Source organism: Pandoraea sp. NE5, from assembly GCF_024363545.1.
GTDB lineage: Bacteria > Pseudomonadota > Gammaproteobacteria > Burkholderiales > Burkholderiaceae > Pandoraea > Pandoraea cepalis.
Genome location: NZ_AP025517.1, coordinates 4945792 through 4966343 on the forward strand (window position 1 = coordinate 4945792; position 20552 = coordinate 4966343).

Here is a 20552-nt window from a genome sequence, read left to right on the forward strand (position 1 = left end):
GTATGACTAACGCCCGCCTCGCGGACAGGATGTGCGCGTTCATTGTGAAGCGCGTCGCGGCGCTGCGCGACATGGGCTTACTCGTTCTCTTCGAAGTAATGTCCGAACTTGACCTGCTTGGTGCGGATATAACGTTCGTTCTCTTCGCGCATCGGGATGTCGAGCGCCACGCGCTCGCACACCGGGATACCGTGCTTCGCGAGCGTGTCGAACTTCTTCGGATTGTTGCTCATGAGGCGCACCGAACGCACGCCGAGAATGCGCAGAATCGCGGCTGCCGAGTCGTATTCACGGGCGTCGTCGGGCAAGCCCAAATCGAGATTGGCCTCGACGGTATCGCGGCCCTGTTCCTGCAGCAAATACGCGCGAATCTTGTTGCTCAGGCCAATACCCCGCCCTTCGTGGCCCCGCAGGTACAGCATCACGCCGCGCCCTTCCTCGGCGATCTTGCGCATCCCCGCATCGAGTTGCTCTCCGCAATCGCAGCGATAGGAACCGAAGACGTCCCCCGTCAGGCATTCGGAGTGCAGACGCACGAGCGTGGGCGCATCGCCGCCGGCATCGCCCATGACCAGCGCGAGGTGCTCGTTGTCGCTGCCCTTGACGCGAAACGCGTGAGAGGTGAAGGTGCCGTATCGGGTCGGCAGGGTCGCCGTTGCGACAAGCTCGACGCATTCGCCAGCGTCGCACGCGGGCGTGGCAGAGGCAGTACCAGGGGACTTCATGTTGACGTTCAAACAGGACGAAATTTGGGAGTCGCCCGCCACCGGATGGCGGGGCGTGCGCTAGAAGTGTAACGCCATTTCCGAATTTCGGCCGGCAGCGGCATGCAACACACCGTTTCACGGCGCCTGATCCTCGGCTGACACCCGGCCAGCGTCCAGTCAACGTCGATCTGACGTATGACGCGCTGCGGCACGTCGCGCACTGGGTCGGCTACGGCGCCGTGTCGCGCCGCGCCGACCCGGCAAGGACGCCAACGAGACCATCGTGCCCCCATTGCGCCAGCCGTCACGATGTTACGATGCCCGAGCGCACCGTCATGCCTGCGACACCGGCCAATGCTTCCGCGCCTTCGGTTGCGTCACCGATCGCGCCACTCCCTCTGCCCCATGATCGATATCACCGTGCTTCCCTACTTTCTGGTCACCGTCGCCGTGCTCGTTGCGATTCCGGGACCGAATACGATCTACATCGCGACGGCGAGCGCCAGCCAGGGATTTCGCTTCGGGTTGGCGTCGTGCTTTGGTGTGATGCTGGCCACGCTTGTCCACGTTGCCCTCGCGGCGGGCGGATTGACCGCCCTGTTGCTGGCCTCCCCACTGCTGTTCAGCGTGATCAAGTCGCTCGGCGCGGCCTATCTCATCTTTCTCGGCGTGAAGGCCATGCGCAGCCAACCCGCGGCGCTCGGCACCGCGCCGCTGCCGCCAGCACGCATGCTCGGCACATCGATCAAGAAAGGCTTTCTCGTCAATCTGCTCAATCCGAAGACGGGGCTCTTCATCGCCGCCTTCCTGCCGCAATTCGTGAACCCCGAGTCTGGCCATGTGCCGCTGCAAATCGCGACGCTCGGCGTATTGCTCGTGTGCGTCGGTGCGTTGAGCGACATCACTTACGCGGCACTCGCGCGCACCATCGGCAAGGCGCTCACCCGCCGGCGCGCAAAGCCCGGGGCCGGGAAGTATGTGACCGGTCTGCTGTACATCAGCCTTGGCGTCGCTGCGCTGGCAACGTCGAACGGTTCAACGCGGTAACGCCGCTTCCCTCGCGTTCCGGGACCTTCCCCGCCCCGCCGCCCTGCTGCCTGCCCCCCCGCCGACACCTTTCATTTTTGTAATCTCCCAGTAACGATCGGGTCAGCCCCCGCACCGCAAAATGCCTTCAACGCTGAGACGCCAACGTCACGGCGGGACCGGCCGGCGCGAAGTGTTCGCGTTGGCACTCACAACCAAACCGTTGAGGCAAAACATCATGAAATCGATCGTAAAGTCCGTCATCGTCGCTTGCGCGCTCGCCATCCCCGCCCTGTCGTTTGCTCAGGCATCGCCGACAACACGTGCAAGCGTTGAGCATGAGCTCGTTCAGATGGAGAACGCTGGCTATGTTCCCTCCGCGAGCAACACTCACTATCCGGACAACATTCAGGCTGCAGAAGCCATGCTGCAATCGCAACCCCACACCGCGAGCGCGTCGAGCCTTGGCTCGGCACCGCAAGTCCTTAGCCAGCAAAGCACGAACGACGCGGCGGCGACGTACGTTGGCTCGTGATCGTGTCGCGAGTTGATGCGCACGGCGAACGGTCACCGGCGGCAATGGAAATTGCACCGTGGCTCGTCCGCCGTGCCGCACGGCTCGTCAACAGGTCAGGCGCCGCGAAGCCGCTCGCACGTGACAACGCGCCGACACAACGCCCGGAGCGGACTATCGCCGATATGGCGTTCAAGACGCGTTCCGCGTTCGGCTATCATGGGCAAGCGTAGCGTCGGCCAATGCGGCGCGACGCGCCTATTCCGAGGCGACAAAGCATGCGCGTTCTGTTGATTGAAGATGAACCGAAGACCGGCGCCTACCTGAAAAAGGGATTCGAGGAATCCGGCATCTCGTTGGATTTGGCAACCGATGGCGCGCAAGGGCTCCTGCTTGCGCAGGAAGAGGAGTACGACGTCATCATTCTGGACGTCATGCTTCCCGTCATGGACGGATGGGCCGTGGTCAAACGCCTTCGCGCGACCAAGGGAACGCCCGTGTTGTTTCTCACGGCGCTGGACGACGTCCACGATCGGGTTCGCGGCCTCGAGGCCGGGGGCGACGACTATCTCGTCAAACCTTTCGCCTTCGTTGAGCTGCTGGCCAGGGTCCGTACGCTTGCCAGGCGGGGGCCTCCGCGAGACTCGGAAACGCTGCGCGTCGGGGATCTGGAGATCGACCTGCTGCGCCGGCGTGTCAAACGGGCCGGCCATCGGATCGAACTTACGCCGCGCGAGTTTGCCTTGTTACAACTGCTCGCGGGCCGACAAGGTGAAGTGCTCACGCGTACGCAAATCGCCTCGTATGTCTGGGACATGAACTTCGACAGCGACACCAACGTCGTCGAAGTTGCCATCCGCCGGCTACGGTCGAAAATCGATGATGACCAAGCGCTAAAGCTGATACATACCGTGCGTGGCGTAGGGTATGTGCTCGAGGTCCGAGACGAATCATGATTCGCCGTTCCCTTGCCGCAACGCTGGCCCTGTCGTTCGGCGTCACGCTACTTGCCGTTTTTGTCCTCGTGGGGTGCTACCTATATGTAGCGCTGGACCGTCAGGTCAAGACAGAGCTCGACTCGGATGTCGTACTGGCCAGCCGCCACGTGCGACGTCTGGCGTCCGAACTCGAGACCAAGGACGATGTGAAGTCGCACACGCCCCGCTTGGTGAGTGCCGTGCTGGGCGATCGCGCCTTGTCCCTCGTGCTGTTCGACCCGAAAGGCGATCGTCTCCTCTCCTATGGCCCGAACCAGGTCATTGATGACCTGGATTCCGCACCGGACAAAGGCGTCCGGCTCGACCCTGCCACCATACCGTTGCAGCAGGCGCGCGTGTCCGACAACGCCAAGATCGCCTCGTCGGATGTCGTCGCGTGGACAACGGATCAGAAAATCCCGGTCAGGAGCGTTGCATTTGACGTTCAGCTTCGCGACGGCACCCGTTTGAACGGGATCGTGGTTCGCGATGTCAGGGCCCCGCTCCGGTTGCTGGACAAATACCGGGATCAGCTCACCATGGCGGGCATCGTCGGCAGCCTGGTCACGATGCTTGCCACCTATCTGTTGATTCAATTTGCCCTTCGGCCGCTACGCCAAATGACCGCTGACGCCACCGACATTACTGCGACCCGTCTCGATGCCCGCCTACAGGTCGTGCAATCGCCAACGGAACTCAGCGCGTTGGCAATGTCGCTCAATCGAATGCTGGCGCGCCTGGAGGAAGGGTTTCAGCGACTGTTCCAGTTCACGGCGGACCTCGCCCATGACATGCGAACGCCCATTGGCAACATCAAAGGGGCAACCGAGGTCGCCCTTCGTCGACCGCGTAGCGTCGACGAATATGAAAATTTGCTGGCGTCGAATCTCGAGGAGTGCGACCGCCTATCGCGGATGATCGAGAACGTGCTGTTTCTCGCGCGAGCGGAGCACCCCCAATTCATTACCCATATGCAAGTGTTCAATGTTGCCGACGAACTCGGGAACATAGCCGGCTATTTTGAAGGGTTGGCAGACGAGGCCGGGTCGGCGATTCACGTATCAGGCCGCGCCGATACGATGCTGAAAGCCGATTTGGAATTGTTCCGCAGAGCCGTGGGGAACCTGCTCGCCAATGCGATCCGGCATACCCATGTCGGCACGATTGAAATTTCCGCCGAGGTCAAGGCAGGCCGAGTCGACGTATCCGTGTCCAACCCCGGCGTCGCGATCGACGATGAAGATATCGAACGCATTTTCGACCGCTTCTACCGGGGGGACAAATCACGTCGGCAGCCGTCGGGCGTCGGCACCAGCGGCGCTTCGGCCGGGTTGGGGCTCGCCATTGTGCAAACGATCATGGGGCTTCACGACGGGCGCGTCGCCGTCACGAGCCGCGACGGCAGAACGACATTCTGCCTGTCGTGGCCCCAACGGTGACGGTGTTTTTGCCGGGCAATCTCCGGCATCAAACGTCCCGTGCCCCGGGCGCTTCAAGCATCCGGCTCACGGCGAGCGGCAGCCCCGCGTGCGGCTTCGCGGGCGGGCGCTGAAAACTGCCCAGCCGCGCCACGCCCGGCTGCAATGCCACCAGCGACTCGCAATGCCGGACCGCGCTGGAAACGCCATCGACGACCGGCACCGGAATGCGATCGCACAATGTCCGCGCCAGTCCTGCCAGCGGCGCACCCGCCACCACGATCACGTCTGCGCCGTCTTCCTCCACGGCTTGCCGACTCAGTTCGATGAGGCGCTCTGCGTGGTCCTCCTGCACGGTCGCAATATCGCGCAACGGCGACGTCAGGCTGCGAATGCTGGCGAGCCGCGACGTCAGCCCGTTCGCTTCGACACACTCCCGATACCAGGCTTGAATCCGGTGCGAGATGGCAATGATCGAAAAGCGCGCGCCGAGCAGGCACGCGCTCGCCAACGCCGCTTCGGTCATGCCGACCACCGGCACGTCGAATAGCTCCTTGATCCCCCCTAACCCCGGGTCGCCGAACGCCGCCACCACGAGACCATCGAACGTGCCCGTCTGTTCCGCAGCAGCACACGCCGTGGCATAGCCGCCGACGAGCGCTTCGAAACGCGTCTCGATGTAGGCCACGCCGAACGACGCCGTCGCGAAGGCGAGCGTCGTCTCCGGCGATGCGGCGCGACGGGCTTCGGCTTCGATCAGCCCCGTCACGCTCGTCGAGATGTTGGGATTCACTACAAGTAAGCGCATGAAATCTCCTGCCACTGTCGTTGTTTTGCGTCACACCAGCGACGGCGCGTCTGCGGGCAGAAAGCGCCCGCGCCCGGCAACCGGCGCCAGATATTGCCCACTGGCGACGAGTTGTTCGCCACGCGAGAAGCAGTGCACCGGCCAACCGACGACCTCGCGCCCCTCGTACGGCGTGTAGTCGACGGCATGATGCAGTTGGGTGTTGCGAATCGTCGTGCGCATCTCCGGGTCCCACAGCACGATGTCGGCGTCCGCACCCACGGCGATGGTGCCCTTGCGCGGATACAGACCGTAAAGCCGCGCCGGACGGTAGGACGTCAGCTCGACGAACTGATGAATCGACAGGCGTCCGCGATGCACGCCATCGAACAGCAAGGGCAGGCGCGTCTCAATGCCGGGAATGCCGTTGGGGATATGCTCGAACGACTGCGGCTTGCCGCCCGGCTTCTTGCCTTGCGGATCTTCATAGTTGAACGGCGCGTGATCCGACGAGAACACCGAGAACACGCCTTGCTTCAACGCCTTCCACACGGCCTCCTGGTTGTCGGCATCGCGCGGCGGCGGACTGCAAACGCATTTGGCGCCCGCGTAACCGTCATCGCCCGGATGATTCATGTCCTCGGCGCTCAGATACAGATATTGCGGGCAGGTCTCGGCCAGAATCTGCATGCCACGGCCCTGTGCCCAGCGAATCTGACCGATGGCATCCTTGCCCGAGACATGAACAATCAGGATCGGCACGTCGACCAGTTCGGCGAAGGTGATCGCGCGGTGCGTGGCTTCGCGCTCGACGGCCGCCGGCCGCGCGAGGCCATGGAACTTCGGCGCAATGCGACCCTGCCCGACGAGCTTGTCCGTCAGCCATGCGATGCAATCCGAATTCTCCGCATGCACCATCACCAGCGCGCCATGCTCGCGGGCCACGGACAGCACTTCCAGAATCTCGCGGTCCGAGAGCTTCAGATCGTCGTAGGTCATGTAGATCTTGAACGACGTGTACCCTTCGCGAATCAATTGCGGCAGCTCTTCGCGGAGCACCTTCTCCGTTGGGTCCGCAACGATCAGATGGAACCCGTAGTCCACCACCGCGCGCCCTTCGGCGCGTTGGTGATAGTCGTCGACGGCTGCGCGCAACGAACCGCCCTTCTCTTGCGCGGCAAACGGGATCACCGTCGTCGTGCCGCCGCACACGGCGGCGCGTGTACCGGTGAAGAAGTCATCGGCCATGCGCAGGCCGTCCGGCATCGGCTGGTCGAGATGGCAGTGGCCGTCGACACCGCCAGGCAGCGCGAGCAATCCCGAGGCGTCGACCTCACGCGCACCGCTGGCCAGGTTCCGGCCCAGCGCGGCGATCACGCCGTCGCGCACGCCGATGTCGCAAGTAAAGCGATCGGCGGCCGTGACCACGTCAGCGTGCCGAATGACCAGATCGAAGGTGTCGCTCATCGTCTTACTCTCCTTGCTGGAACAGTTGACCCCAGTCGCTCAGGGCGCGCGTGTCGACGCCGGCGAGCCGCAGCGACTTCCAGAGCACCGTCGAGATGGTGTCGTACACGGGAATGCCGGTCTTGGCTTCCAGCGCGCGGGCGAGCGGCGCGGCGTGCAGGTTGGTGCAGAACGTGGTGATGGCTTGCGGGCGCGCTTGCGCCACCTCGTTGACGAGTGCCTCCAGCGTCTGCGCGCTGACCTCGGAAAACTCGAAGTTCTTGCTCAGCCCCAGATGGCGCTCTGCCGTGCAACGAATGCCTTGACGCGCATAGTTCGCAACGATGCGTTGCTGCACATCTTCCAGATACGGCGTCACGAGACCGAGCTCGGTCACGCCGGTCCGCGCGAGGATCTCGTTGAGCGCCAGCACGGACGTGGTGGCGGGAATGCCTGTCGTTTCGGTGATCTGTCGGCACAGCGCCTCGTCGGTCTCGAAGCCCAGCCACCCGGCAGACGTACCGTTCCACGCAATGACATCGACTTCGGCGTCGGCGAGGAGCCGCGCCGCGTCGAGAATCTTTTCCAGGTCGAATTGGCCGAGCGCGTTCTCGCCGAGAGAAATCTGCGTGACGCGAAAGCGGGAGAAATGGACAGAGACATGATCGAGGTCAGCCACCATCGCGCTGGTAATCGGTTCCAGCGCGGTGTTGGAAGACGGCGTGAGCATGCCAAGCAATTTACGTTTTTGGGTCGTCATGGTCGTACCAAAAATGCGATGACCGGCCGCCTGGGCGGCGTGCCGATCAAGGGAGAAACGTGTATCCGATGAATCAAACCGGAAGCTTGCGTTCGTAGTCGATCAGCGTCGAGCAGATGAACAACCCGACACCAGCGGCCGCGAAGAACATCAGCGCGAGGAAATACGAACCGGTGGTCTGCACGATCACGCCGACGATCAGCGGCACACTGATGCCCCCGATGTTGCCGCCGAGATTCATCACCCCGCCGAGGAACCCGACTTTGTTGCGCGTGCCGAGAATGGACGGAATGCACCAGTACAGGCCACACCAGCGCAGGAAGAAGAGCGTCGAGGACAGCAGCACCACGGTGATGACATCGCTCTTCACATACGCCACGGAGAAGATCGATGCGGTCGCGATCACGGCGGCAATGCCGAAGAGGGTACGCATGACCTTGTTGGGTGAGCCGCCCGCGGCCTTCCACTTGTCGCCGACCCAGCCGCCGAACAGCTCGCCGATAAAGCCGCAGAAGAAGATGATGAAGCTGGCGCCGCCCATCTGCTTGATATCGAACCCGTGAACCTTGTGGAGGTAGTTCGGCATCCAGGTCAGCAGCCCGTAGAAGACCGTGTTGAAGCACATCCAGCCCAGCGCCATGCACCACACGGAACGGTATTTGAAGAAATCGAGCGAACGACCGGAGAGGTTGGCCGGTTCGGCGCGGTGCTCGTTTGCTTGCGCTTCCTCGATGTAGGTCGCCTCTTCGTCGTTCACGCCCGGGTGTTCGCGCGGGGTGTTGCGAATGTAGCGCCAGGCGACGTAGCCGGCGAGCACAGTGCCAACGCCCGCGACGACGAACGCCAGACGCCATGAGCCAAGCATCGTGATAAGCCAGGTGATGATGATGGCGCCGAGGGCGGCCCCCAGCGGGGCGCCGCCGTCGAGCAACGTGGCACCGCGGCCGCGTTCATACTGCGTCATCCAGATGGCATTCAACTTGCCGCCTGCCGGATAGATCGGTGCCTCGGCCGCGCCGAGCCCGAAACGCGTGAGCAGCAACGACGTGGCATTGGTGCACAGGGCGGCCGCCGCCTGAAAGATGCCCCAGAAGACCGTGGCCAACGCGATCACGATGCGCGGCTTGTGCTTGTCGGCCAGCATGCCGCCCGGAATCTGCATGACGGCATACGTCCAGAAGAATCCGCTTAGGATCAACCCTTCCATCGCGGGCGTGAGGTCGAACTCCTTCGAGATCAGCGGCATGGCCACCGACAACGACGCCCGATCGATGTAGTTGATCGAGATCAGACACAGCATCAAGAAAAAAATCTTCCAGCGCACAGCGCTCTTCGTGCCTGCCATAGCGGCAACCCTGCCTGTCGACTGCATGGTGAATCTCCAGAGTAGATGACTTACATAGCTTTCGTCGCGACTTGAGAGTGAGTATAGAATCTGTAATCTGTAATTACAATATCGGTAAATAATTGATTTTATTGAAATCTATTCTAGGGATTTCCCTATATGGTAGGATGTTTATGACACTGATAAACACGCTCGAGACCGTGACCCTCCCCCTCCAGAAGTCCCTCAAACTCCGCACGCTAGGCATGGCGGCCGAGATTACGGCGCGCTTGCGCGTCATGATCGAAGAAGGCGAGCTGCCGCCGGGCGAGCGTATTGATGAGAAGGCGCTTTGCGAAATGTTCGACGTCTCGAAGACGCCGTTGCGTGAAGCGCTCAAGACGCTGGTGTCCGAGGGGCTGGTGCTGCACCGGCAATACATCGGCTACCGGGTCGCGCCACTCGATCTCGACGAGCTTCGCGCGACGTTTGAAGTCCTCCATGGCCTGGAGGGCATGGCGGGCGAACTGGCGTCTCGGCGATTGACCGAGAGCGCGCTGGCCGCGATCGAACGGAAGCACGAGCAGATGCTCGACGCGCACGGCAAGGGGCTTCGAACGGAGTACTTCCGGATCAACCAGCAGATTCACCAGATGATCGTGGACGGCGCGGGCAACCCGGTGCTCTCGTCGCTCTATGCCACATTAATGAGCAAGGTGCACCGCGCACGCGGCGCCGCGAACGCGGATCTTTCGCGTTGGCAGGAATCGCACGAAGAGCACGACCGGATCATGGCGGCCCTGCGCGAAGCCGGACGGCCGCACTTGGGCGAGGTGCTCAAGGCGCACTCCGAGAACACAGGGACCGAAGTGCTGAGCGTGGTCGCCGAGGCCATTCGGCTCGGCGAACCCCACCGTCGCGGACGCGAGATCGGGGCAAGCTGACGCGTCGCGCCCACGCATCGGCCGCAGGGACACTGGTGAGAAGGCGCGTCGGGATGGCCTGAGCGTTGGCGCAAGCCAATCTTACGACCGGTGCCGGTGTACCGAACGCCCCTCTGTGCCACACCATCGACGCCATCGGCAAGATTGCCGATATTCTCGAACCCCAGACCTCCCGATCCTGACCATGACGCTCGATTCGACTCTCCTTGCCGCGTTTGCGCCGACTGGCGTGCTGCGTGCCTGCATCAACCTTGGCAATCCGATTCTGGCGGGGCTTGACGCCCAATCCAGGCCGGTCGGCATTTCAGTCGATCTGGCGGGTGAATTGGCGAAGCGGTTGGGCGTCGAGCTTGCGCTTGTCGTGGTCGATGCCGCTGGCAAATCGGTGGAGACGGTGACGAACGAGCAGGCCGACGTGGGCTTTTTCGCCATCGATCCGCGCCGCGCCACGACGATCGGTTTCACGGCACCGTACTTGCTTATCGAAGGCTTTTACCTGGTGCGCGACGCCTCGCCGGTGAAGACCAACGCCGAGGTCGATCAGGCGGGCACGCGCGTGGTCGTCGGTAAAGGCAGCGCGTATGACCTGTTCCTGACGCGCGAACTCAAGCACGCGGACATCGTGCGCGCGCCCACGTCGCCGACGGTGGTCAAGACGTTCATCGAAACGGGCTGTGAAGTGGCCGCTGGCGTGAAGCAACAGCTCGAACACGACGTGGCCGCACTGACGGGCTATCGGCTGCTCGACGAGCGTTTCATGGTCATTCAGCAAGCCATGGGTATGCCGATCACGCGCGGCGAGGCGGCTGTGGCATTTCTGAAGACGTTTGTGGAAGACATGAAACGCGAGGGTTTCGTGGCAGATGCCATGCAACGTCATGGTGTGACGGGGGTCAGCGTTGCGCCTGCGGCGTGAGGCGACTTACGCATCCACCACGAAGCCAAAGGCGGCGAACGAAAGTTGACCGATTCGTCATCGTCGAAGCTCCTTCTCCGAATCGAACATGCGTCGACGATGTGTGAAGTTCACACTTGCCGATCATCCCCGTCATGGACTGTCGCCACATGCAGCTGATTTGTTGCTCCATGAATGCTGACGGACATGCCTGGACCGGTCATGCTCCACAGCGATAATTTGCGGATTATCGCTGTGTTCACCGACAGCACGTGAGGGCAAAGTGTTGCCGGACGTATTATTTGCCAGCCGGTGCCGGCGCGTTCATCAAATCCGGCCGGCGATTGGCGCGATCTCGTTTTAATCCCCAGAAATAGGTAACCGCAAGACAGGGCACCAGTGACGCAATCGAATAGGCCACCCCTGCCAGTTGGTTGCCGGTCAGCGCTACCAGCGACAGGCTGATGAGCGGTAAAAATCCGCCGAACAGGATGTTGCCCAGTTGCTGCGCCAGTCCGAATCCGGTTGTCCGACTCTGAGGCGGAAAGCACTCGGCGATAAATGCGGGTAGCGGCGCCATGATCATGGCGGTCAACACGGCGAGTACCGTAATAAGTGCCGCGACCACACCCCAGGCCTCGTTGAGCACACCCGTGCGGATCCCGGCAAAGGTCGGATACGCGCTGGCCATCCATAGCAGTATGCCGATGAACATCACCCGTGCTCGTCCGATTCGATCGGATAAGCGGCCAAACACCGGGAACATAGGCGTCGCGATTATGATGCCAACCGCCACGCAAAGACTGGCGTGAGTCGGTTCCACCTTGAGCACGTTCTGCAGAAAGTACAGCATGTAGACAATCGACGTGTACAACGATACCGAAGTGCCCCCTTGGGCACCGAAAATCGCAACCAGAATGGCTTTCCATGAGGATTTGCTGGTCACCGTGTCGGACAGGGGCGCTTTCGACAAACGCCCGCTTGCCTGCATTTCCACGAACACCGGCGTCTCCTTCATGCCCAACCGAATCATCGTTGCAATCGCGACGATCGGTGCGGAGACCAGGAAAGGCACGCGCCAACCCCAAGTGGCGAATGCGTGGGCGTCAAGCGTCAGTCGCAATGCAGACACTATCGCCAGGGCGAGCAACAGGCCGACCCCGGCCGTGCTCTGCAAGACGCTCGTGAACATGCCGCGCTTGTCCTGCGGTGCGTATTCGACCACATAGACCACAGCTGAGCCATACTCCCCACCGAGCGCAATGCCTTGCGTAACGCGCAGCACCAGCAAGGCGACGGGTGCGGCCACCCCGACTGCGCCATAAGTCGGCAAGCAACCGATGCCGACAGTCGCGACACCCATCAACACAAGTGTGATGACAAAGGTCTTTTTGCGCCCGATACGATCCGCCATAGGGCTAAAGATAATCGTGCCGATGGGTCGCGCGAGGTAAGCAATGCCAAAAGTCGCGACGCCCGCGAGCGCAGCGACGGTTCTGTCCTGCGACGGCAGAAACAATTGCGTCAGTGTGCCCGTCAGCGCGACGTACACGAAGAAGTCGTAGTACTCGAGCATCGTTCCCAAGCTCGAGGTTGTGATGATCTTCAACATTTGCCGTAGCGCCGCCGGTTGGCGATGATGCGTGTTCATGACTGTCTCCTTCCATTGATTTTTATTTGTATTACATAGCGCACGTCGTCTGCCAACGCTTCACTTGAGAAACCGGCGAACCGCGGCCTTGTGCTCTTCACCGCAAAGAAGAATGGCCTGCATCGATGCGGCCATCTCCAAGGCTGTCGGCAACGATGCTTCCGCCGATTGGCGAACCAGTTGCTTGGCCATTCGCAAAGCGTGTGGAGGGCTGTTGGCGATTGTTTCAGCCAGTCGCTCCGCCTCCGCGTCCAATGCGTCGACGGCCACGACTCGCGAGACGATGCCGGCATCAAGCGCTTGGAACGCATCGATGAATTCGCTGGTCAGCGTCAACTCCATTGTCTTGGCGACCCCGACAATCCGAGTAAGGAACCAGGCCCCGCCGATGCCGGAGACCAAACCCAGTCGCAGAAAGCTTTCCGAGAAACGGGCATTTTCCGCGGCAATGCGCAAATCGCACATCAATGCAACATCGAATCCCGCGCCCACTGCGGCACCATTGACGGCGGCGATAGATGGCACCGGCAACGCATGCAACGCGCGGGGAATGCGATGCAGGCTACCCGCGAGGCGCTCCCTGACCGCCTCGATAGAGCCTTGCATCAGATCGGCGCCAGCCTCCATATCTTTCACATTACCCCCCGTGCAGAAATGCTTGCCGGAGGACCGGAGCAAAACGCATTGCACGTTCGAAAGCCCGCTCGCCCGCTCCAGGGCGTCTGCCAACGCTTCGGTCATCGCCACATCGAGCGCGTTACCGGTTTTCGGTTCATTCAGCGTGATTGTCATCACGCCGTTGACGACGCGGGTCAAGACCAATCCTTCGCTTTGAGCGTTGTCGGTCGTCATGACATCCTGTCTGGTGTTCATTGCGTAGCGATTCATACAGATACTCACTTATTGAGAAATTCCGGCGCTCGCTTCTGCAAGAACGCCGCCATGCCTTCCTTCTGATCGTGCAACGCGAAGCCAGCATGAAAAAGCCGTCGCTCGAATAACAGACCGTCGCCCAGGGACGACTCAACGGATGGGCATATGTCAGCGCCCGCTGCAAATGTCTTGTCTGAGCCAGTGATGAAAGTTGCATGCACTGGGTCGTCGGCATCGATCCGACCAAGCGCGTCAGTTAGCGGATTGCATGGATTGTCAGATGCCAGCCTGAGCAACGTGACCCGTCGATGCTTCTCGACAAGTACGGGAGCGCACGTCACCCCCACCTCCTACAGAGAGACCGGCGCATCTTGCGCAGCGGCGGTCTGAATCACGCCCAGGCCGATCAGCCTGGTGATCTCCTCGTGGGTAACACCGTATTCCGCGAGAACCTCAATTGAGTGCTGCCCGACTAGCGGCGCGGCGACATCCGCTCCACGCGTGTCGTCGCTTTTGCCAAGGGCAAAGCCAGGCAGCCGCACCTTGCCGGCAATCGGATGATCGACGCTAGAATCGATTCCGCTTTCGCGATACTCGCGAGAATCCACCACCTCCCTGTACGTCGAAACCGGAGCGCACAGAATGTCGCGAGCGGCCAACACGTCGAGCCATTCGGATGTGGTGCGGGTCGCAAAGCATTCCCCCAGCGCGCGGCGCAGGGCAGCCCGATTGCGCACGCGATCCGTGTTGGTGACAAAGCGCGGGTCCGATGCGAGATAAGGCAAGTCAAGCACCTCGCAAAGCGACGCCCATCTGTGCGGGTGATAGGCGGCAATCATCAACCAGCCGTCTCGGGTTTGGAACGCCTCATTGGGCGACGCGTAAGGCGCCGCGCTGCCGACCTTTTCTGGGTCAGTGTTGGAGGCGAGAAACGACGTGAAGCCGACCTGCTGCAGCGTAACGGCCGCCGTAAACAAGCTAATGTCCAGATGTTGGCCCGCGCCACTGCATCGGACCTGGTGCAGTGCCGCGAGCACGGCAATGGTGGCCATATAGCCGCCCACCATGTCCGCCACAGGAACCGGTACCTTCAACGGCGCCGAACCTGGCTCACCGAGCGTGCTCATTAGCCCGCTGGCGGCCTGAATGATGCCGTCCACGGCGGGACGACAGCGCGAGGCGCCGGTTTGTCCAAACGCGGAGATCGAGCAGTAAACAAGCTTGCCGTGAGTTGCTTCAAGCGACGCATAATCCAGACCCCACGTCGCCATGACGCCGGGCCGGAAGTTCTCGACAATCACATCGGCCTGCCGAACCATCTCCCTTATCGTTCTCTGGCCAGCCTCGGTTTTCAGATCGATCGCCAGACTGCGCTTATTGCGATTGACACTGAGATTGGCGACGCTCTCGCCGTTGATCCATGGTGGGCCGATCTTGCGCCCCAGCTCACCGAACGGCGGCTCGATCTTGACCACGTCCGCACCGAGATCTGCAAGCATCATGGAGCAAACCGGCCCGGCCAGCACGTGCGAAAAATCCAGCACGCGTATGCCTTGAAGACTGTCTCTTATCATTTTTTCCTATCCAGTTCCGCGCTGCAAATGACATTCGCGTCACTGATTTGCAGCCATTGAGAACAGGATAGAGAGCGCGCGTAGCGCGGACAAACGACTTTATTGATCGTACCTTTTGACTTTTTGTAAAGCGATGTGCCGCATCGCAAGCGCTAGCTTTGCACCACCGTGGCAAGCCATTCGCGAAACGCGCGCAACGCCGCTGTCTGCCGCTTGCCCGAGGGCCATGCGAAATAGTAGGTGTATGCGCCGCGATCGAGTGTCGGCCCAAACGGGATGACCAGCGTGCCGTCGTTCAAATCCTTCTCGACCAGCGCCTTCTGTGCGATCGCCACGCCGTGCCCCTCGATCGCCGCCTGGTAGGCCAGCAGCGATGTCTCATAACGCATGCCGCGCAGCGCGTTGATTCTCGACACGCCCGCGGCGGCCAGCCACAGCCCCCAGTCGTCGGCGCGAGCGAGCGAATGCAGCAGTGTTTGACTTTCGAGCTGTCTCGGCCTTTTCAAGGTGAGCATGGGCGCAGCCACCGGCACCAGTTCGTTGGGAATCAGGCGCTGCGTGTTCATGCCGGGCCAGTCGCCATCGCCCAGTTGAATGCCCGCGTCAATGTCTTCCAGCGCGAAGTTCAGCGGCGCCGACGACGTGGTCAATTGCACATCGATGTTTTGATTTAGCCGGTGAAAGCTGGCGAGCCGCGGAATCAGCCAGCGCACCGCGAACGTGGCCGGCGAGCGGATGCGCAGCACGTTGTTGCTCTGGCTGCCAGACACGATCGCCTCCGTCGCTTCGCGCAGCGTGGCGAAGAGCGGCATCAACTCCGACAGATAACGAGCGCCCACCGCGGTCAACACGAGACCGCCGCGCACCCGTTCGAACAGCGGCGCCTTCAGAAAATCCTCGAGCGCCCTGACCTGCCGGCTCACCGCCGCTGGGGTGACGGCTAACTCGTCGGCCGCCTTGGAAATGCTGAGCAGACGCCCGGTCGCCTCGAAGGCGCGCGTGGGATTGAGTGGCGGAAGCGAGTCGCGGCGGGCCATGTTCGAGGATTGTCCAGAGAGTATGGGTTAGTGCGACGATACAAAAATCGACGGCGCGCCTTCGTCGGGCAGCGCAAAATTGCGCTTCATGCGCGCGATTTCCTGTAATGGGCTGCCGCCGAACAGCCGCTTGAACTCGCGACTGAATTGAGACGGACTTTCATAACCGACCTGGCTACTCGCCGCCGCCGCGGTCGTGCCGAGCCGCGCCATCAGGAGCCGCGCCTGATGCAAGCGCGTGGACTTGATGTACTGCAGGGGCGAGGTGTCGGTCACCGCCTTGAAGTGCACATGGAAAGTCGGCACGCTCATGCGCGCTTCGGCGGCGAGTTCCTCCACCGTCAACGGTTCCGCAAAATTTGTATGAATCTTGCGGATCGCGCGGGAAATGCGGCCGAAATTGCCTTGGCGACTCAAAGCGGCGCGCATCGAGCCGCCCTGCTCGCCCAAGAAAACCCGGAAATAGATTTCCCGCACCAGCGCCGGCCCGAGGATCTGAGCCTCAAGAGGATTCAACATGGCCTGCAAAAAGCGCAAGACGCTCTGCCCCAGCGGTATATCGAGCGTGGTGGTTGCCATGCCGCGAGGTGGCATCGGCGTCATCGCTTCGTGCTCCTCGAGCTGTAGCAGCAAATCGGCGGCAATGCCGAAATCCAGCCGCAAATAAATCGCCAGTAACGGCTCGGCTTCGCTCGCGTCGGTCTCCATCGAAAACGGCAACGGCACCGAGACCACCAGATAGCGCTGGGCATCGTAAAGATAGACCTGATCGCCCCAGAAGCCGCGCTTGCGCCCCTGGCACACGATCACGATGCCCGGCTCATAGAGCACTGGCGTTCTGGTCAACGACCGATTCGAACGCAGGAAGCGTATATCTGGCAGCGGTGAAAGGTTATAGCCCTCATTGGGCGCGAGCTCGAGCAACAACTCGATCATCTGTTGGCGCACGCGCCCCTGACGTTTCGATGCGGATTCCATGGCGGCGACAAAAAAAACTTAGCGATCGACGAGCGCAGTTTCGCATCGAGTCGGGAAAAGCACCAGCCACTCATAGGATCAGGCAAGAATCACAGACGAATGCGCGTTTTCCGCCGTGTCCCGCGCTCATAACATTTTCACAGGTTGTCGCATGCGGTCATGCCGAGGGCGCGTCATCGGTCGACGCGCGTCGCGCACTTCGCGTGCTTCGAGTGTATTTCCCGCTCACGACAATCACCCTTCCAACATGGACTCAAGGATATTTCATGATCGAAGTAAGGAATCCCGCGGACGGCAGCGTGGTGGGTCACGTCAAGCATCATACTGAGCAGGAGGTGCGTGAGGCGATTGATCGCGCCTGCGCTGCTTTTCCTCAATGGTCCCGGAAGCTGGCCAGGCAGCGCAGCGACTTGCTGCGCAAATGGTTCGAGCTGGTCAGGCAAGACAGGCAGGACTTTGCCGAACTGATCTCGCGCGAGAACGGAAAGTGCCTGACCGAAGCGCTCGGCGAAATCGACTATGGTCTAGGCTTTATCGAATGGTATGCGGAAGAGGCCAGGCGCGTGTATGGCGATACGATTCCATCGCACGCCGCCGATGCTGCAGTGCTGGTCACCAAGGAGCCGATCGGCCCGGTAGCGTCGATCACGCCTTGGAATTTTCCGTTCATGATGATTGCACGCAAGGTCGCTACCGCACTCGCGGCCGGTTGCACGATCATCATCAAGCCTGCCGAGGAAACGCCGCTGACCGCCTATAAGTTGCTTGAATACGCAAGGCGCGCCGGCATTCCCGAGGGTGTTTTTGAAATGGTGACGGGCGACCCTGCGTCCATCGGCGGCATGATGACCAGCGACTCGCGCATCCGGAAGATTTCGTTCACCGGATCGACCAAAATCGGCCGGCTGCTCGCTCGGCAAAGCGCAGATACGCTGAAAAAGCTGACGATGGAACTCGGTGGCAACGCGCCGTTCATCGTGTTCGATGATGCAGACATCGAACAGGCAATTTCAGGGCTCGTTGCGGCAAAACTACGCAACTCTGGACAGGTCTGTATCTCGCCGAACCGCATCTACGTGCAGGCCGGCATTCACGATCGCTTTGTGCAGCGCCTGACGGAAGCCGTCGAGCGAATCCGTGTCGACCAGGGATTACAGCCCGACTTCGTAGTGGGGCCTCTGATCAATCAGGCGGCACTCGACAAGGTGTCTCGGCTCGTCGAGCAGGCGCAAAAGAGCGGTGCGAAAACGTTGCTCGGTGGGCGGCGACACGACAACGGTGGTCTCTTCTATGCGCCGACCATCCTCACGAACGTCGCCGACGACATGGATATCTGCTCGACGGAACTCTTCGGCCCGGTATTCCCGGTTTACACATTCGCCTCCGAGAAGGAGGTGATTGCGCGTGCGAACGCCACCGAATACGGTCTGGTCGCTTACGCATTTACCCGCGATCTCGGGCGGGCATTTCGCCTCTCGCGCGACATCGAGGCAGGCATGGTGATCCTGAACTCAGGCTCGGTGGGTACGGCTTCCGTTCCGTTTGGCGGGGTCAAGCAGTCGGGCTATGGTCGGGAAGGAGGCTATTACGGCATCGAAGAGTATGTTCAAGTGAAGTATGTGCTGATGGCTGGGTTGGCGGAGGCCGCCCAATAGGTTCGATTGGGGGTGCGGACAAATACATGAACTATCGGGAGGTAGTTCATGTATTGACCCAGTGAGAACCCGCTCACGTCATTTTCGAGGTTCAGACGATGAGCTAGGCATTGGAAGAAGACATCAAAAGGTGGACGGCCGGGCGCGAGATATGGGTTCCCCCATCGTCTCGCCGAAAATCGAGCCATAGTCTGGCCGGCTTTATTCCCCCCTCACCAGGCGCCCTCGCCTCGTTGCTTCCCCTATTGAATGGGTGCGCATACATCGCTGGCGAATTCGGCCCACGAATATGTTTCATGCCCGGGTTGATCTTATGATGGGATCTGTTATCTCACGGGTGGCCAGATGAGTTCCCAGCATAGTGAAAGCGATTCGCCGGCATTCTGGAGAGAGCAGGAGATGCTCCTTCTCCAACAAATAATGAGCCTCGTAGGCAAAGGGCTATCGCCGGACGTCATTCTTCGTGAAACGCTCCATCTGATGTCCGAGCTCCTCGGGCTGAACCGTGGGCGCATCGTGCTTCTGGACGATGGTGCGACTGACAGTTGCAGAATCCAATATGCGTATGGCCTCAAGCCGGACGAAATCGAACGCGGGCGCTACAAGGTCGGTGAAGGCATAACGGGGCATGTACTGCGCCATGGCCAGTTGACGATCGTGCAGGACATCGATCGAGACGATGTCTTTCTTGCACGGGCGGTTAAACGAGACCGCCTTCCGCCGGGGCCCGTGTCGTTTATCGCGCTCCCCATCCGAATTGAGGATCGAAGCGTCGGCGTCCTGGCGTGCCATCGAATTCGTGTCCGCAATCGTGCATTATCGAGCGACGTGTCTATTTTGCGGATCTTGTCGACACTGGCCGGCCACCTTCTTCATCTTGATTCGATGATGAAGGCAAAGACTCGCGCACTCGAAGAGCAGAACGAGATGTTGATGCACGCGCTTGAGCATGAGAGCGCAAAGTACGGAATCGTGGGGACTTCGCCTGCGCTGCTTAAAGCGATTTCGGAGCTGGAGCGAGTCTCGGATGCATCGGCGAGTGTCTTGCTGCTCGGCGATTCAGGCACCGGCAAGGAGCTGTTCGCCAGAGCACTGCACTTGTCGGGTCAACGCCGTGACAAGCCGTTCATAAAGGTGAACTGTGCAGCAATCCCCGACACGCTTTTCGAATCCGAATTGTTTGGCTACGAGCGGGGTGCGTTTACGGGTGCGACCGGTGTGCGAGAGGGGCTGTTCGAACAGGCGTCTTCAGGGACGATCTTCCTTGACGAAATCGGTGAGCTGCCTCTCACGTTGCAGGGAAAGCTGCTTCGTACATTGCAGGAGGGAACGATAACCCGGCTAGGTGGGAAGCGTGAAATCAAGGTGGACGTCAGGCTTGTGGCGGCGACGAACAGAAGCCTGGAAACCGATGTTGCGAACGGCCTGTTCAGACAGGATCTGTACTACAGACTCAACGTTATTCCTATTCGGCTTCCGTCGTTAGCCGAGCGCAAAGGTGACATTCGCGCTTTGGCATTGCATTTTCTCAGCCGTACAAACCAGGCAAACCAGCGCAACGTCAATCTTGCGCCCGATGCACTCGCAAGGCTCGAGGACCATCAATGGCCTGGCAATATCCGCGAACTTTCGAATTTTATCGAACGCGTCGTGCTGCTCGCCGACAGGCCAATACTCCATTCGGACGATGTTGAACGGTTTCTACCCGCAACGGAACCGGCGCCACTGTTCGAGACTCCCGGTTCGACCCTGCAGCAGACGGTTCAAATTCCGGAAGGGGTGCGTCAGTACATGGCGAACGACTCACATTCGGCAGATGAACTGCGTCAGGCATTGCGCTCGGCTGGCGGCAACAAGTCGCGAGCAGCGCAACGCCTCGGGCTGACGCCCCGTCAGTTCTCGTATCGCTGGCAGAAAATTTGCGGCTAGATACGACTGACAATGTTCGACAAATTGTCGACATTGTCAACAATTTGGGATTGGGTG

Annotated in this window: 18 protein-coding genes and 1 pseudogene; 8 read left to right on the forward strand and 11 right to left on the reverse strand. The window is 60.8% G+C overall.

The features are described 5' to 3' along the window. Positions 1-77: 77 nt before the first annotated feature. Positions 78-725 carry a GTP cyclohydrolase II gene (gene ribA, locus PanNE5_RS22450; protein WP_261938845.1) on the reverse strand — a complete coding sequence of 216 codons (648 nt, stop codon included), beginning with the start codon at positions 723-725 and terminating at the stop codon, positions 78-80. A gap of 387 nt (positions 726-1112) precedes the next feature. Between ribA and PanNE5_RS22455 the strand changes: the two genes are divergently transcribed. From PanNE5_RS22455 to PanNE5_RS22470, 4 genes are all read left to right on the forward strand, one after another. Then, the gene (locus tag PanNE5_RS22455) at positions 1113-1754 is read left to right on the forward strand and encodes a LysE family translocator (protein WP_261938846.1); all 642 of its coding nucleotides are present in this window, start codon (positions 1113-1115) and stop codon (positions 1752-1754) included. Between the two features lie 217 nt (positions 1755-1971). Then, the gene (locus PanNE5_RS22460; RefSeq protein ID WP_261938847.1) at positions 1972-2268 is read left to right on the forward strand and encodes a DUF4148 domain-containing protein; all 297 of its coding nucleotides are present in this window, start codon (positions 1972-1974) and stop codon (positions 2266-2268) included. A 257-nt stretch (positions 2269-2525) separates the two neighbouring features. After that, positions 2526-3203: a heavy metal response regulator transcription factor gene (locus tag PanNE5_RS22465; RefSeq protein ID WP_130025430.1), complete on the forward strand. Its 678-nt coding sequence runs from the start codon at positions 2526-2528 to the stop codon at positions 3201-3203. Further along, positions 3200-4663, forward strand: a complete 1464-nt coding sequence (locus PanNE5_RS22470) for a heavy metal sensor histidine kinase (protein ID WP_261938848.1) — start codon at positions 3200-3202, stop codon at positions 4661-4663. Before PanNE5_RS22465 ends, PanNE5_RS22470 begins: the two co-directional genes overlap by 4 nt. A 28-nt stretch (positions 4664-4691) precedes the next feature. On the opposite strand, the gene PanNE5_RS22475 is transcribed toward PanNE5_RS22470, so the two are convergent. The 4 genes from PanNE5_RS22475 to PanNE5_RS22490 all read right to left on the reverse strand — a co-directional run bounded on the left by PanNE5_RS22475 (position 4692) and on the right by PanNE5_RS22490 (position 9007). Beyond that, the gene (locus PanNE5_RS22475; protein ID WP_261938849.1) at positions 4692-5450 is read right to left on the reverse strand and encodes an aspartate/glutamate racemase family protein; all 759 of its coding nucleotides are present in this window, start codon (positions 5448-5450) and stop codon (positions 4692-4694) included. A gap of 30 nt (positions 5451-5480) precedes the next feature. Beyond that, on the reverse strand, positions 5481-6896 hold the full coding sequence (gene hydA, locus PanNE5_RS22480) for a dihydropyrimidinase (protein ID WP_261938850.1): 1416 nt from the start codon (positions 6894-6896) through the stop codon (positions 5481-5483). 4 nt (positions 6897-6900) lie between these two features. Then, a complete protein-coding gene (locus PanNE5_RS22485; RefSeq protein ID WP_017232426.1) occupies positions 6901-7635 on the reverse strand; it encodes an aspartate/glutamate racemase family protein in 735 nt (244 codons plus the stop codon). A gap of 73 nt (positions 7636-7708) precedes the next feature. Continuing rightward, positions 7709-9007 carry an MFS transporter gene (locus PanNE5_RS22490; RefSeq protein ID WP_261938851.1) on the reverse strand — a complete coding sequence of 433 codons (1299 nt, stop codon included), beginning with the start codon at positions 9005-9007 and terminating at the stop codon, positions 7709-7711. Between the two features lie 218 nt (positions 9008-9225). Here PanNE5_RS22490 and PanNE5_RS22495 point away from each other — a divergent pair, with 218 nt between their 5' ends. Both PanNE5_RS22495 and PanNE5_RS22500 read left to right on the forward strand, forming a co-directional pair. Beyond that, positions 9226-9903 (forward strand): FCD domain-containing protein, encoded by a 678-nt coding sequence (locus PanNE5_RS22495; protein ID WP_017232428.1) that lies wholly within the window; start codon positions 9226-9228, stop codon positions 9901-9903. A gap of 184 nt (positions 9904-10087) precedes the next feature. Beyond that, positions 10088-10819: an ABC transporter substrate-binding protein gene (locus PanNE5_RS22500; protein ID WP_150564173.1), complete on the forward strand. Its 732-nt coding sequence runs from the start codon at positions 10088-10090 to the stop codon at positions 10817-10819. A 277-nt stretch (positions 10820-11096) separates the two neighbouring features. Here the strand turns inward: PanNE5_RS22500 and PanNE5_RS22505 are convergent, their stop codons facing one another. The 6 genes and pseudogenes from PanNE5_RS22505 to PanNE5_RS22530 all read right to left on the reverse strand — a co-directional run bounded on the left by PanNE5_RS22505 (position 11097) and on the right by PanNE5_RS22530 (position 16911). Continuing rightward, positions 11097-12410 carry an MFS transporter gene (locus tag PanNE5_RS22505; protein ID WP_261938852.1) on the reverse strand — a complete coding sequence of 438 codons (1314 nt, stop codon included), beginning with the start codon at positions 12408-12410 and terminating at the stop codon, positions 11097-11099. Between the two features lie 99 nt (positions 12411-12509). Continuing rightward, a complete protein-coding gene (locus tag PanNE5_RS22510) occupies positions 12510-13301 on the reverse strand; it encodes an enoyl-CoA hydratase-related protein (RefSeq protein ID WP_261939893.1) in 792 nt (263 codons plus the stop codon). Between the two features lie 44 nt (positions 13302-13345). After that, positions 13346-13474 (reverse strand): annotated as a pseudogene (locus PanNE5_RS22515) (enoyl-CoA hydratase); the annotation flags it as partial. A 198-nt stretch (positions 13475-13672) separates the two neighbouring features. Further along, positions 13673-14896 (reverse strand): CaiB/BaiF CoA transferase family protein, encoded by a 1224-nt coding sequence (locus tag PanNE5_RS22520; RefSeq protein WP_261938853.1) that lies wholly within the window; start codon positions 14894-14896, stop codon positions 13673-13675. Between the two features lie 152 nt (positions 14897-15048). Beyond that, positions 15049-15933: a LysR substrate-binding domain-containing protein gene (locus PanNE5_RS22525; RefSeq protein WP_261938854.1), complete on the reverse strand. Its 885-nt coding sequence runs from the start codon at positions 15931-15933 to the stop codon at positions 15049-15051. Between the two features lie 27 nt (positions 15934-15960). Next, positions 15961-16911, reverse strand: coding sequence for an AraC family transcriptional regulator (locus PanNE5_RS22530; RefSeq protein ID WP_150564168.1), 951 nt, complete (start codon positions 16909-16911; stop codon positions 15961-15963). Between the two features lie 266 nt (positions 16912-17177). Between PanNE5_RS22530 and PanNE5_RS22535 the strand changes: the two genes are divergently transcribed. Together PanNE5_RS22535 and PanNE5_RS22540 are read left to right on the forward strand one after the other, a co-directional pair. Then, on the forward strand, positions 17178-18566 hold the full coding sequence (locus PanNE5_RS22535) for an NAD-dependent succinate-semialdehyde dehydrogenase (protein ID WP_017232435.1): 1389 nt from the start codon (positions 17178-17180) through the stop codon (positions 18564-18566). 399 nt (positions 18567-18965) lie between these two features. Then, entirely contained in the window at positions 18966-20495 is a 1530-nt protein-coding gene (locus PanNE5_RS22540; RefSeq protein WP_261938855.1) for a sigma 54-interacting transcriptional regulator, read from the forward strand. Positions 20496-20552: the final 57 nt, after the last annotated feature.

Excerpts from the sequence above, each read along its gene's own strand:
- ribA (WP_261938845.1), bottom strand. The coding sequence starts at position 725 with ATGAAGTCCCCTGGTACTGCCTCTGCCACGCCCGCGTGCGACGCTGGC.
- PanNE5_RS22455 (WP_261938846.1), top strand. The coding sequence starts at position 1,113 with ATGATCGATATCACCGTGCTTCCCTACTTTCTGGTCACCGTCGCCGTG.
- PanNE5_RS22460 (WP_261938847.1), top strand. The coding sequence starts at position 1,972 with ATGAAATCGATCGTAAAGTCCGTCATCGTCGCTTGCGCGCTCGCCATC.
- PanNE5_RS22465 (WP_130025430.1), top strand. The coding sequence starts at position 2,526 with ATGCGCGTTCTGTTGATTGAAGATGAACCGAAGACCGGCGCCTACCTG.
- PanNE5_RS22470 (WP_261938848.1), top strand. The coding sequence starts at position 3,200 with ATGATTCGCCGTTCCCTTGCCGCAACGCTGGCCCTGTCGTTCGGCGTC.
- PanNE5_RS22475 (WP_261938849.1), bottom strand. The coding sequence starts at position 5,450 with ATGCGCTTACTTGTAGTGAATCCCAACATCTCGACGAGCGTGACGGGG.
- hydA (WP_261938850.1), bottom strand. The coding sequence starts at position 6,896 with ATGAGCGACACCTTCGATCTGGTCATTCGGCACGCTGACGTGGTCACG.
- PanNE5_RS22485 (WP_017232426.1), bottom strand. The coding sequence starts at position 7,635 with ATGACGACCCAAAAACGTAAATTGCTTGGCATGCTCACGCCGTCTTCC.
- PanNE5_RS22490 (WP_261938851.1), bottom strand. The coding sequence starts at position 9,007 with ATGCAGTCGACAGGCAGGGTTGCCGCTATGGCAGGCACGAAGAGCGCT.
- PanNE5_RS22495 (WP_017232428.1), top strand. The coding sequence starts at position 9,226 with ATGGCGGCCGAGATTACGGCGCGCTTGCGCGTCATGATCGAAGAAGGC.
- PanNE5_RS22500 (WP_150564173.1), top strand. The coding sequence starts at position 10,088 with ATGACGCTCGATTCGACTCTCCTTGCCGCGTTTGCGCCGACTGGCGTG.
- PanNE5_RS22505 (WP_261938852.1), bottom strand. The coding sequence starts at position 12,410 with ATGTTGAAGATCATCACAACCTCGAGCTTGGGAACGATGCTCGAGTAC.
- PanNE5_RS22510 (WP_261939893.1), bottom strand. The coding sequence starts at position 13,301 with ATGACGACCGACAACGCTCAAAGCGAAGGATTGGTCTTGACCCGCGTC.
- PanNE5_RS22520 (WP_261938853.1), bottom strand. The coding sequence starts at position 14,896 with ATGATAAGAGACAGTCTTCAAGGCATACGCGTGCTGGATTTTTCGCAC.
- PanNE5_RS22525 (WP_261938854.1), bottom strand. The coding sequence starts at position 15,933 with ATGGCCCGCCGCGACTCGCTTCCGCCACTCAATCCCACGCGCGCCTTC.
- PanNE5_RS22530 (WP_150564168.1), bottom strand. The coding sequence starts at position 16,911 with ATGGAATCCGCATCGAAACGTCAGGGGCGCGTGCGCCAACAGATGATC.
- PanNE5_RS22535 (WP_017232435.1), top strand. The coding sequence starts at position 17,178 with ATGATCGAAGTAAGGAATCCCGCGGACGGCAGCGTGGTGGGTCACGTC.
- PanNE5_RS22540 (WP_261938855.1), top strand. The coding sequence starts at position 18,966 with ATGCTCCTTCTCCAACAAATAATGAGCCTCGTAGGCAAAGGGCTATCG.